General features: G+C 52.6%; 9 protein-coding genes. 5 read left to right on the top strand and 4 right to left on the bottom strand.

Annotation, left to right across the window (positions count from 1 at the left end):
* Positions 1-3 precede the first annotated feature (3 nt).
* The 4 genes from Enr10x_RS16875 (at position 4) to Enr10x_RS16860 (ending at position 4955) form a co-directional block, all read left to right on the top strand.
* The gene (locus Enr10x_RS16875) at positions 4-1332 is read left to right on the top strand and encodes a Gfo/Idh/MocA family protein (RefSeq protein WP_145450774.1); all 1329 of its coding nucleotides are present in this window, start codon (positions 4-6) and stop codon (positions 1330-1332) included.
* A 64-nt stretch (positions 1333-1396) separates the two neighbouring features.
* On the top strand, positions 1397-2155 hold the full coding sequence (locus tag Enr10x_RS16870) for a phytanoyl-CoA dioxygenase family protein (protein WP_145450773.1): 759 nt from the start codon (positions 1397-1399) through the stop codon (positions 2153-2155).
* Between the two features lie 37 nt (positions 2156-2192).
* Positions 2193-3134, top strand: coding sequence for a sugar phosphate isomerase/epimerase family protein (locus tag Enr10x_RS16865; protein ID WP_145450772.1), 942 nt, complete (start codon positions 2193-2195; stop codon positions 3132-3134).
* Positions 3135-3173: 39 nt separating this feature from the next.
* On the top strand, positions 3174-4955 hold the full coding sequence (locus Enr10x_RS16860; RefSeq protein WP_145450771.1) for an arylsulfatase: 1782 nt from the start codon (positions 3174-3176) through the stop codon (positions 4953-4955).
* 8 nt (positions 4956-4963) lie between these two features.
* Here Enr10x_RS16860 and Enr10x_RS16855 read toward each other — a convergent pair whose 3' ends face one another.
* The 4 genes from Enr10x_RS16855 to Enr10x_RS16840 form a co-directional block, all read right to left on the bottom strand.
* Positions 4964-5224, bottom strand: coding sequence for a hypothetical protein (locus Enr10x_RS16855; protein WP_145450770.1), 261 nt, complete (start codon positions 5222-5224; stop codon positions 4964-4966).
* A 162-nt stretch (positions 5225-5386) separates the two neighbouring features.
* Positions 5387-6064, bottom strand: coding sequence for a TPM domain-containing protein (locus Enr10x_RS16850; RefSeq protein ID WP_145450769.1), 678 nt, complete (start codon positions 6062-6064; stop codon positions 5387-5389).
* A 42-nt stretch (positions 6065-6106) separates the two neighbouring features.
* Positions 6107-6907 (bottom strand): TPM domain-containing protein, encoded by an 801-nt coding sequence (locus Enr10x_RS16845; RefSeq protein ID WP_145450768.1) that lies wholly within the window; start codon positions 6905-6907, stop codon positions 6107-6109.
* Positions 6908-6959: 52 nt separating this feature from the next.
* The gene (locus tag Enr10x_RS16840) at positions 6960-10922 is read right to left on the bottom strand and encodes an outer membrane protein assembly factor BamB family protein (protein WP_197997259.1); all 3963 of its coding nucleotides are present in this window, start codon (positions 10920-10922) and stop codon (positions 6960-6962) included.
* A 337-nt stretch (positions 10923-11259) separates the two neighbouring features.
* On the opposite strand from Enr10x_RS16840, the gene Enr10x_RS16835 reads away from it, so the two are divergent.
* Positions 11260-12588: a leucine-rich repeat domain-containing protein gene (locus Enr10x_RS16835; protein ID WP_145450766.1), complete on the top strand. Its 1329-nt coding sequence runs from the start codon at positions 11260-11262 to the stop codon at positions 12586-12588.
* Positions 12589-12718 lie beyond the last annotated feature (130 nt).

Below are 12718 nucleotides of genomic sequence, written 5' to 3'. Positions count from 1 at the left end.
GTGATGACTTCACGGAAACAGTCTCGTCGATCGTTTATGAAAACTGCCGCAGCCGGGTTGCCTCTTGCCTGTCTGGCGCCGGGGGTATTTGTGAATACGGCCCGCGCCGCCAGCAAGTCGCGGAATGCGAATGAGCGATTGAAAATCGGTTCGATTGGAATGCGTTACCAGGGATCGGTCATTGCCGATAAAGCTCAGGAATATGGCGACATCGTCGCGATTGCCGATGTGGACCGCGAGATTGCGGAAAAAGCCCGCAAGCAGTTTGGTGGTAAAGCGACGTTGTTCGAAGATTACCGCGAAATGCTGGAAAAGGCGGATATTGATGTCGTCACGATCGGGGCACCGGATCACTGGCATACCAAGATGCTGATTGATGCCTGCCGGGCCGGGAAAGACGTTTACTGCGAAAAACCGCTCACACTGACCGTCGATGAAGGCAAGATTCTGAATCGGGTGGTGAAGGATACAAAAGCTGTCGTGCAGGTGGGAACCTGGCAGCGGAGTGATCACCGTTTCCGCCAGGCAGTCGAAATGATCCACGACGGGCGGATCGGGAATCTGAAAAAAGTGACTGTCACACTCAGCAAAAACAAGACCGGTGGCCCCTTCAAACCGGAGCCGGTACCTTCGGTGTTGAACTGGGATCTCTGGCAGGGGCAGACGCCCGATGTGCCTTACATCAAGGAACGCTGTCATTACACGTTCCGCTGGTGGTATGAATATTCGGGCGGCCAGATGACCGACTGGGGCGCACATCATATTGATATCGCCCAGTGGGGAGCCGGTATGCAGGATACCGGTCCTGTGGATATCGAAGGAACCGCCACCTTTCCACACGTGGAAAACGGTTACAACGTTGCCCTCGATTACCATCTGAAAGCCCGCTATGCGAACGGAGTGGTGCTGGAAGTAAACGACACCGGTCGGACCGGTGTGATGTTTGAAGGGGATCAGGGGCGAATGTTCGTCAACCGGGGCACCATTGCCGGTAAGCCAGTCGAAGATCTGAAACAGAATCCGCTGCCTCGCGAAAAGTTCAAGATCTATGCTCACGACAATCTCTCCCGACCGCCGCGGATGGGTAAGCTGGATGCGATCGTCAATCACATGGGGAACTTCTTTGACTGCATTGAAACACGCGAGACGCCGATCTCCAGTGTCCAGAATCAGCATCGATCCGTCTCGGTCTGTCATATCGGGAATATCTCTCAGCGCCTGGGCCGTAAACTGACCTGGGATCCTGAACGGGAACAGTTTGTGGGAGATGACGAAGCCAATACCTGGCTCAAACGCGAACAGAGGAAAGGATATGAAATCACTGATTCCTGAACCGGAATTTGACGTGTGCTAATCCGCTTTCACCCGATTCAGTTTTCTACGAACAGGAGCAGTGATGTCAGTCTCATCCGGGATCATCACCGAAGATCATAAACGGCAGTTTCAGGAAGAGGGTTACTTCATTCTGGAGAAGGTTATCCCCGAAGAGCATTTACAGATCATTCGGGATGCCTGCGCGCATCTGATTGATCTGATGCACCAGGAAATGGACCGCCTGGGGACTGATCACATTCATATCAGTCACCGGGGCAAACGCTATCATATTGCCAAAAAATTTGATCAGGCACCGAGACTGACCGAATATGTCTTTGGCGATCTGATGGCGGAGATCTGTAAAGCCACCATTGGGGATACTGCATATCTGTTTTACGACCAGTACGTTGTGAAAGCGGCTGAGAAAGGCATCAAGTTTTCCTGGCACCAGGATTCAGGCTATCTCGGGTTTCGTCATCGTCCCTATGTGACTGTCTGGGCAGCCGTCGATGATATGACGGTTGAGAACGGAACTGTCGATGTTTTGCCTTATTCAACAGTCGGTATTCGTTCCCTGGTAGAACATATCCGGGATCCGGAGACCGGAGATAAAACCGGTTACTTCGGCAAGGAACCGGGCGTGACAGCGGTGGTCCCCGCGGGAAGCCTGGCGGTTTTCAGTTCACTGACCTTCCATCGCAGTGGAGCCAACACGACCGACAAGATGCGTCGGGCCTATGTGACACAGTATTCACCTGAGCCCATTTATGATCCGGAGACTGGGCAGCCCAAGCATCTAGCGGTGCCGTTTCTGCAGGGCGGGGATCGCGTAATCGCTTAAGCAACCGAGCAGTATACATCTTTAGAAAGACAGACCGATGAACGACCAACTCAATCGTCGTGATTTTAGTAAACAGCTTCTGGGAACAGCCTGTTCAGCGGCTCTGGCAGGGAGCACGCTGGCAGCTGGGACGAAGAAGCCTCAGAAACCGTTTCAACTGAATTACATCGTCGCATCCTGCATGTATGGGACCTTGCCACTGGAAACCATTCTGCAGGAAACTCCCAAAACCGGGGCACAATATCTGGAAATCTGGGCGAAGCGGCATGGAAATCAACGAGAGCAGATTGACGAACTCGGGGTAGAGAAAACGAAACAACTGTTCGACAAATATAACGTCAAGCTGGGCAGTTTTACCTGTTTCAAATACGGCCTGTTCAATATGCAGGGCGAAATGGATCTGGTCAAACAGCTGGGCGGCGACATGGTGATCTGCAACAGTGGCGGTCCCAAAGGATTGAAGGGGGCTGAACTGAAAGCGGCGATTAAAAAGTTTGCCGAAAAGCTGAAACCTCATGTAGATGCTGCTGCCGAGAAAGGCGTGATCGTCGGTCTGGAAAATCATGGCGGCGGATTAATTAATGATCCGGACACACAACTCTGGCTGATGGAAATGCTCCCTGCGAAAAACTTCGGTATTGCCCTGGCCCCCTATCACCTGGAACAGGATCCGGAAATGATGGCCCGATTGATCAGGGATCTGGATGAACGACTGGTGCACTTCCAGGCCTGGCAGCACGGTATGGGCTGCATGAAGAAACTGCCCAAGGAGCAGGAGCTTCTGCAGTTACCAGGCCATGGGGATCTGAATTTTGTTCCTGTCCTGGCAGCACTCAAGCAGATTGATTATCAGGGGCGAACCGAGATCTTCATGCACCCGGTTCCCCGGGGGATTCCGATTCTTCCCACTGCGGAACAGGTCACCGCTGAAATCAACCGCTCGCGCGCCTATCTGGAAAACTGTCTGAAGCAGGTCTGAAAGAAATCTCGACTCAAAACATTGTAGAGGCGACTTCACATGAAGAGACGACGTTTTATCCTGTCGATGCTTGTATTCTTGATCTGCCTGGCCAGTCAACAGATTCAGGCGAAAGAACAGCGACAGCCCAACATCATTCTGATCATGGCCGACGATCAGGGTTACTGGGACACCGAGGTCGCAGGCAATCCGCACATTGAAACGCCGACTCTGAAACAGATGGCCGCTGAGGGAGTCACTTTCAACCATTTTTATGCGAACATGGTCTGTGCACCGACGCGGGCCGGCCTGATGACGGGGCGACATTATCTGCGAACCGGTCTCTATAATACGCGGTTTGGCGGTGATACCCTGGGCAGTAGCGAGACGACAATCGCACAGGTCTTGAAATCAGCCGGCTACCGGACCGGCCTGTTCGGGAAATGGCATCTGGGGCGTTACTCGCAATACCAGCCGCATCGGCGGGGCTTCGATCATTTCTTCGGGCATTACCACGGACATATCGAACGCTATTCGAATCCGGACCAGGTGGTTGTGAATGGACAGCCGGTTGAGACGCGTGGCTATGTGACGGACCTGTTTACCAGTGCGGCGATCGACTTCATCAAACGCGATCAGCAACAACCCTTCTTCTGTTATCTCGCCTTTAACGCGCCGCATTCTCCCTTTCTGCTCGATACAACCCATTTCGGTCAACCCGAAGGGGATAAGCTGATTGAGAAATATCTGGCGAAAGGGTTGCCGCTCCGTGAAGCACGTATCTACGGCATGGTGGAACGCATCGATCAGAATCTCGACCGGTTGTTCAAAACCCTGAAAGAACAGGGGCTGGATGAAGAGACGCTGGTGATTTATACCAGCGATAATGGTGGTGTCAGCCGGGCCTTCAAAGCGGGTCTCAAAGGAGGCAAGGGAAGTGCCTATGAGGGAGGCACCCGGGTGCCGTTTGTGGTCCGCTGGCCCGGGAAAATCCCGGCAGGGAAACAGACTGACGCAATGGTGGCTCAGATTGATCTGTTCCCCACCTTCTGCGAACTCGCGGGAGTCAGTGTCCCGGAAGGAATAGAACTGGATGGAAAGTCGATTCTCTCGTTGATGAAGCAGGGGGGAGGCGAGTCTCCACACGAGTACCTGTATCATACCTGGGACCGATATACCCCCAATCCCTGGCATCGCTGGTCGATCCATGGACCGCGGTTCAAACTGGTAGGACATGATCCGCAGGGCAAAAAGAAACAACAGGAGCCGGCGGGACAGTTGTATGACCTCTCTGCCGATCCGGGAGAGACGAAAGATGTGTCCCAAAAATACCCTGAAGTGGCTTCCCGGCTGCGCAATGAATTTCATCGCTGGTTTGATGATGTCACCAAAGGGCAGATCTATCAGCCAGCTGCGATTCCCCTGGGAGATCCCCTGGAGTCCGTAGTGGAACTGCAGCCCAGCTGGGCTATTTTAACCGGGGACGGCATCGAATACTCATTTGATGGTTATGACTGGGATACCCTGGACGGCTGGAAATCCAATCAGAGTACTGCCCACTGGCAACTGGATGTGCTTCAACCGGGACGTTATACGGTGGAACTCAGCTATGGCTATCGCTCAGAACCGCCCGCTACAGGCGCGCTGCAACTGGCTGTGGGGGAGCAAAGCCTGGAGTGCGCACTCCCCATGACGACCAGCCAGAATGTCTTCATGCGAACCAAAGCTGGCACGCTGGAGCTGAAACAGGGAAAGCAAAAGCTCACCATCCGCGCTGCGAAACCGGAGGGAATTCGGGGATTGCGGTTGAATTCGATCTGGCTCAAGGCATTGTCGGACTAAATCCTGAGTCAGAGAGACTTACGAATCCGCTGAAAGCCTTCCTGGATCTCTTTGCCGACGTTCCACAGCGCGTCTGTCACACCACCCGCCGATTCCGAGACGGCATCTTTGACCGGTTTATAGTCATCTTTCAGCTTATCGAACTGGTCAGTGACCTGCTCCCATTCGTCCTGGGCTTCCTTTTTGCCAAGATGAATCTTCAAAGCCAGTTCATCACGCTGTTGCTGTAAAGCACTGATCAGTTCGTCCATGCGATTGCGGTTAGTCATGGTATGTTCCTTATTCTGAATCGTTTCGTCGTTGAACAAATATCAGCGGGGCTGAAAATGTCATTCTGAAGTTCTACCCGTTGCGCAATGCTATTATACCAGTTTGAAGGAAAAGTCGACAGTTGTTAATTACCAACGTGGAAAATCCGAGGGGTATTTGCGTCAGTCAATCAGCACCAGGACATCCTGCAATTCATTCTGATCATCTGCGGCCCGGGGAAGAGGTGTGGCAGCCTGTTCCCCGATTTCCCGGATCACCTCACAGATGGTTTCAGCTGGTTCACCGGACTGCAGACCTGATGTCAGTTTCTGACAGATTTGATCCAGGAAAGGCTGTCCCAGTTTATCGATGACGGCCTGGTCTGCCAGCGCAATCGCGATATGTTCAAACAGGGAGATATAAATCAGGATTCCGGTTCCCCCTTCGGTATGGTGCACGCGTTTGTCAAAAAAGATTTCACGGGCACGGGCAGCGACTTCATCCTGCATCTGCTGCCGAGGGGTAAAAAGACGTCTGAGCCAGCCAATCTGACTCCCGGCGATCGCGCCCAGAATAAATGCAATGACCATCGCGAGCGCTGCCAGGATCAGTTCCACAAAGACGGGCATGCCGCCCCAGTCTCCTGCCTGTCCTTGAGCGTGAGGGAAGAAATACCAGAAGCAAAGTGCAGTGATCACGGTCAACCAGAGCCCGACGATGTCTTCCGGGCGGTCATAGCGGCCTGAAGAGGTGGCAAGAACAGGGACGATTTCACAGGACGTCTTACCCTCAGCATCTATCACAGCCTGTTCAATCTGCTTCTGCTGTTCTTCGGTTAAATAGTTAAATGCGCTTTGCATGGAATTGAACTTTCGATACTGAGACTGAGGAGATCAAACTTACTACCAGGAACCGGTGGCGCCACCACCGCCCGAGAATCCGCCTCCAAACGAGCCACCACTGAAACCGCCTCCACCACCTCCCCGGTTGGTCATCATCTGGTAGAGAATTGTGCCAATGACTGCGAAGACGACGCCCCAGAACAGCCAGGCCCAGCCACTCGATCCGCGACGGATTAAGGATACGATGGTAAAGATCGCCAGTCCAATTACGACTGCGACGAGAATGTAACTCCCCGCAGAGCGTGGTTTCGTGGGAAGTGCCAGCTTACGGGCCATTTTGTCGAGTGCTTCCACCCCCGCCAGAATTCCCTGAGAGAACTGCCCCTGTTTGAAATGCGGGATGATGTAGTCGTCCATGATCTGGCGGCACTGTGCATCTTCCTGGCGTCCCCAGCCTGCTCCCAGCTCAATGCGTGCCTTGCGATCATTTTTGGAAACCAGCAGCAGGATACCGGTATTCCAGTCCTGGTCATTCAGCTTGGCGTGGCCGATTTCCCACTGGTTGAAGAGGATTGTGGCAAAGGTTTCGATCCGCATGTCAGCCCCGCCATATTGGGCCATCGAATCAATGGTGACGACGATGATCGGCGTCGCCTTGTCGGTAAGCAGCTTGTCGCAGATCTCCTGAATCTTTTTCTTGGTCGGTTCATCAAGCATACCCGCCAGGTCGCGAACGAATTCACGATCACCCGGCGGTTCGAGTGTCAATTCAAGGGCATGAGCAGATTTAAGTCCGCTGAAACTGACCAGGGCCAGAATCAGACAGACGACAAGGCGTTGATACTTGAGTGGGTATTTCACGTGATCTCGCTTGATTCAGAGAACTGACTTCAGAGAAACATCTGAGGTCAGTCTATGAATCTGTGCGGATAATTTCAATTCCACTTAACGCAGCCGGCAGCTGCTGAGCTGCTTCATTCTGGGGGACCAGTTCCAGATGGAGATTATCCTTGACCGGAATGCCTTCAAACTTGCGGATCTGAATGGTCTGTTTTCCATGCGGATTAAAATCTTTCTGAACTTCCTTGCCCTGTAGTTTGATCGTAAACAGAGGTGTTTCCTGTTTGTTATTCAGAGCGACGGGATCCAGTTCGGAGAAAGCGAGCTGAACCGAATAAGTCGCGGGTGAGTCGTCCTTGCCTAACAGCGGAATCGTACATTCTTTCAACCCCCGTGCCCAGGATGTGTAGACCCAGGGAGGTTCGGCTTCTTTGACCGGGTGCGTAATTTCATTCAGGCTGGTATAGCCACCCCCGGTATTAAATTTAGGACTGATATCAAATTTGAAGTCGAGCCCCGTTTCCCGACTGGGGGTCGGTCGCGGATAGGCCATCCAGACAGTGCCATGGGCATCGCGTCGGTCTCCGGGAGCGCCCATATTGAGGGCCATGTGATCGACGGGAGTTTTGGGCCCCACGGAACTGAAGATGGTCCAGTGTTTTCGTTCTTCGCGTGGTTCGAGCACAATGGTGGATGAAATCGAAAACAGGCAGACACAGCCGGCACTCGATTCAGGAATCATTACCAGACCATTAGCGGGAATCGCGTTGATCCAGCAGCCGGTACGGTGGCCGGCGAAGTGTCGGGTGCCGGCATCTTTTTCCAGGTCATAGAAACCGGTGAAGCCGGAACGGAACATCAGCAGGTTTTCGGAAGCAGCCAGCATGCCGCAGTGATGTCCTTCCCGCATGATACTCCAGGGGACTTCCTTACCGGTCAGAGGATGTTTACGCATGTGCTGAATGCCGGTGTAAAGATCATAGGACCATGGTTCGGCAATGACTTTATCCCCGACAATAATCGGGCGGTGACGATAGTTGGCATCTTTCTTCCAGAGCAGGGAGCCATCGTTGGCATTCAGGGCGACCAGGCGGCGTCGCGAGAAATCTCCGGCGATGAACTGTTTCCAGTAATGACCATTGGCATTGGCACCACACAGCAGAAGCACGTTGTTCTGATAGAGCAGCGTCAGTTTTCCACCGCCGATACCGATTTCGCTGCAATCGGTCACGTCGACGGGAGTCGACCAGATTTTTTTACCGGTTTTGATATCCAGTGCAACCGCGAGACGCAGGTCCTGTTTTTTCAAACGATCTTCTGCGATTTCGCGTTCTTTGCCGGTCAGGTCCTTGAGGTGTGATTTGTCCTGACGCAGGATTTCAGCACGTTGCTCACTGGTGATGGAGCTGTCGATGAAATAGGCCGCCTCGGGACCGATGGCGATGGTGTGGTGTGCGATACTTTTACCCTGATATGTCCAGGCCGGTTTGCCGGTTTTTACATCGATGGCAAAGATTGCATCGGTTGAATCCTCGGTTTTTCGACCGCGACGCATCTGGCGGGCAGAGAGCTCTTTACGGGTGGTGGCGGTGCCGAATACCATACCGTCTTCATAGGCGAGGTAGCCCCATTCATGTTTGCCGTCGTTGAACGGCTCGGGGAGTGGGATTTTTGCAACGGTCTTTCCGGTTGCACCATCCAGCTGATAGCAGAACTCTTTCATCATGAAGAACAGGCTGTCTTCACTGGCGACCAGGTTACCCGGATTTTGATTCTGGAAGACACCAGTACGGATGGCCTGTGGATTTTCGCGTTCCCAGAGAAACAGCCCATTGTAGGCATCGAAGGCCATAATGGTGCTTTCCCCTTGAATAAACAGACGGCCGTTAATCGCGAGCGGGCCGACGGCTCCTTCGTGGCGGTTGACCATTTTCTTTTCACCCGGATCGCCGAACCAGAGTACGCCCAGACCGCCTCTGACGAGCTGGTCTTTACTGCTGGCAGTGTTGCCCGGATCGCCATACTGGTGAGACCAGCTGCCAGCTCCCGGGAGTGCCCCACGGATGAGCAACGCATAGCTGCCGAGATCTTTGATTTCAGAAGTCTTTTCCAGTTTGGTTTCCTTGAGCCAGTCTGTCAGTTTCGTTGATGCTGCTTGTTCAGACTTCGGTTCAGCCGGAGTTCCCAGACAGATCGTCCCTCCCAGCGGCTTGACATGCGTGGCGACATCCTGGGGGATTCCCGGAATCTTACCGGTTTTCAGCAGGGTGTCTGAGACGATCAGGTTCGCGAAATAATGCGAGTAAGGCAGGGGGGAGAGTTCGGTCTGGTGAAAGGTGATCCGATGCCCATAGTAGCCCGCCTGACTCAGTTTCTTGCGGGCTGTTGCGACTTTAGAAGCATCAGGTTCGATACAGTAAAATTTCAAGTTTGAGTTACGGGCCAGTTCATAGGCGAGTTGACCTTCTTCTCCACCCAGAACCAGGCAGAAACCATTTTGAACGGCGGAGTGTTTCAAGATGTCCCTGGCAGCCTGCTGATAGCGGGTTGAATCAGCATTTTCCGGATAGGGGTTTTGTGTTGAGATCGTGTCAATTTCAGCGACTTCTGCTTCCGGATTACTCGAAGAGGCGAAACCAATGATATCACCAGCGGATGTGCTGACAACAAGCCGACCATCAGAGACGGCCAGACCACGGGCTTTGCCTTTGACTTTCAATGTCTGCAGCACTTTTCCCGAAGTGGTATCAAGGATCAGCACCTGCTCATGTCCACCAGCGACCACTTTGTCACCCGCCACAATCAGCGAGTCCCGGGCGACAATTGGCTGTTCCCAGATCACTCCTGCGTTCGCATACTGTTTGTTTTCTTCCTGCAGAGCTTTGATCTGGTCCCGGGCGGCTTTAGCTTTGTCCCCTTTGAGACTGCGGAGGTCACGGTAAAGACCATTGACCTTCATATCGTTCGCATGAGATTTCTGGGAACCCTTTGCATGCTCGAGACGATTGACTTTCAACAGAGATGTGTCGGTGGCCAGATAGGCAAATTCATCTTTTACGACCATCTGCTGACCATTGATCCAGGCAAAGCCCACGTCCCCTTCGTCCTGGGTTAGTGCGAGGATGTGATGGGCACCCATCGAATAAATCTGGCCGTCTGCCAGCAGGGCCTGGGTTCCGCCGACCACACCGCCGGCTGTACTCCGCCAGCTGTAGGAACGCTTGTGTTCCTGTTCTCCGGTCTTCTTATTGAAGGCAGCAGGCAAAGATCGTCCCGAAGGGAAAAATAGGAATTCGTCATTGGCCAGAATATAGCCCTGGGGAGAGAGTTCATTCCGCCCGGCACTGGTCTGGCTCAGATTGTCGATTTTCCAGATGACTTTTCCCGTCTGCGCGTCGACGGCATAGAGGTAAATATTTTCGTGCGGGAAAATGCCGGCACCGAAATAGGCGATCCCCTGATCTATCAGGACGTTCGTTCTGACGGGCCAGCGCGAAACCATTTCTCCACGGGCAATGATCATTTCCTCGTTGAGACCGGCCCGCAACTTCCAGATTTCCTTTCCGGTTGCGGCATCCAGGCAGTACACAAATCCGTCATCTGAGCCGAAATAGACTTTTGCCTGATCGACTGTCGGGGAGAGGCGAATCGGTCCTCCGGTAAAAAACCGCCAGAGTACTTTGCCGCTTTTGAGATCAACACAGCGGAGCTGATGATCGACTGAAGTCCCGAAATAAACGCGTCCCTCTGCAATCGCCACCTGAAATGCATCGTCAAAATCCACCCGCGATTCGAGATCATGACCTTCGATCACTCGTTCCCCTGGATCGGTTTGTCCGGTCTTGGGGGCACTGGGAGCGGAGTATTTCCAGACAGGTGCCAGAGGAACCTGGAAACTGTCCGTAGTGGCACCGGCACGCTCCCGGTCCATCAGATAAGTAGACCAGTCTTTGGCTGATACCTCATGACTGGACAAAGATAAGACTGAGGTCAGGGTGAGAAGATAGAGAGTGAGCAAAGGGAGGCGCAGTTTCACTTGTAGATCCTTCATAATCTGGCGGAGATTATCCCAGGCAACCTCAGCAGGAGACAGGGAGAAATCAAGCTGACATATCGATGGTCTTTGATGCCTTCGAGTATACCGGGGCTGGGCGTGGAATCGCAAGTAGTTGCAGAAAACAGATGCTTTGAATTGCAATGTTTCTATCCGGGCTCTATTTTGGGGATCATTGTTAGTTTTGTGAGTGGGTATTGTGAATCTTTGAGTTTGTTGTTCCGAACTTTGTACTGACACTCGAAATCTGCTCTGTTTCTATCTCAAATCAATGCTTTAAAAATTTCGCGTCGAATTGAAATCTACGAGGGATCTCAGGATGAAAATCAAAATAATGCTTTCACTGGCGGGGTTATGTCTGCTGACGGGATGTCCCAGTTCGAATACAACGCCTGAGCAGACAAAGCAGGAGAGTCAACAACCGGCAGAAACTGCAAAGAAAGCACCGGCAGCTGCAGAGGAAGCGAAAGCAGAGGCGGATGATCCCGAAGCAGTCAAGGCCTTCAAAGCACTCGATGCCAAAATGGTGACTTCCGATGATGGACGCGTGCTCATACTGGATCTCAAAGGAACCAATGCCAAAGATGAGGACCTGAAGCATCTGGCTGGTTTGCCTTCACTGGAGCGGCTGATTATCTGGGGCCCGAACTTTACCGATGTGGCGACGGAAGAGATCGGAAAACAGAAAAATCTCTGGTTCGTAAGCCTGGAAAGTACTGCCATCGGCGATCAGGGAGTGAAGAATCTGTCCGATTTGAAAGATTTGCAGGTACTTTCCCTGCGGGCAACCAACATCACAAATGATGCACTCAAAACTGTGGCCCAGTTTCCCAAACTGAAAGACCTCGATCTGCGGTTTAACAAGGAAATTAACGACGAAGGTATGCCGCTGATCAAAGACATGAAAAACCTGAGAGTACTGAAGTTACAGGCGACTCAGGTGACCGATGACGGAATGAAATCTGTCGCCCAGCTTCCCAGCCTGCAGCGTTTGAATACCTGGGGGCGGAACATCTCTGATGAGACCCTGGCCCTGCTTAAGGATAAGAATCTGGTTTCACTGGAACTGGATGATACGGAAATTTCTGATGAAGGGCTGAAGCATCTCAAAGGGATGACTGATATGGAAGCCCTGCATCTGCGACGAGATTTTGTGACTGACGCCGGCATCGAGAATATCAAGGATATGAAGAAACTGCAGACGTTACATCTGCGTGATACAGTGGTGACGAACGCGGGAATGAAGAATCTGTCCGGCCTGACCGAACTGACTTACCTCGATCTGGATGAATCGATGATCGGGGATGAGGGGCTGGAGCAGCTCAAGGGTTTGAAGAAACTGACGCGTCTCGGACTCTGGGGAACGGAAACAACGGACGAGGGTTTGAAGGTAATCGCGGGCTTTTCCGATCTGAATCGGCTGAATCTGGAAGGGACCCAGATCTCCAATGCAGGTCTGGATGAGCTCTTGTCCTTAAAGAAACTTGAATATCTCAACCTGAGCAAAACAGAAATCGGTGATGAAGGATTACAGAAACTGACTGCGTTGAAGAACCTGAAGGAACTTCAGGTCAGCTTTACTGAGGTCACCGATGAGGGGATCAAGAAATTTAAGGAAGCGGTTCCCGGCTGTAAGGTCAAGCATTAAGGTCTGGTGAGAGCGTATGTCTGATCAGGAGCAACAACGGGCACAACGGGCCGTTCGTCAGTTTATGGAAAGCTGGCAGCGGTCTGGACTGTCTCATATTAAGCACATGGAGCCTGCGCCGGTTGTGCCA

Source organism: Gimesia panareensis, from assembly GCF_007748155.1.
GTDB lineage: Bacteria > Planctomycetota > Planctomycetia > Planctomycetales > Planctomycetaceae > Gimesia > Gimesia panareensis.
Note: the sequence above shows the minus strand (reverse complement) of the source record. Positions and strands in the feature narration are given on the sequence as shown.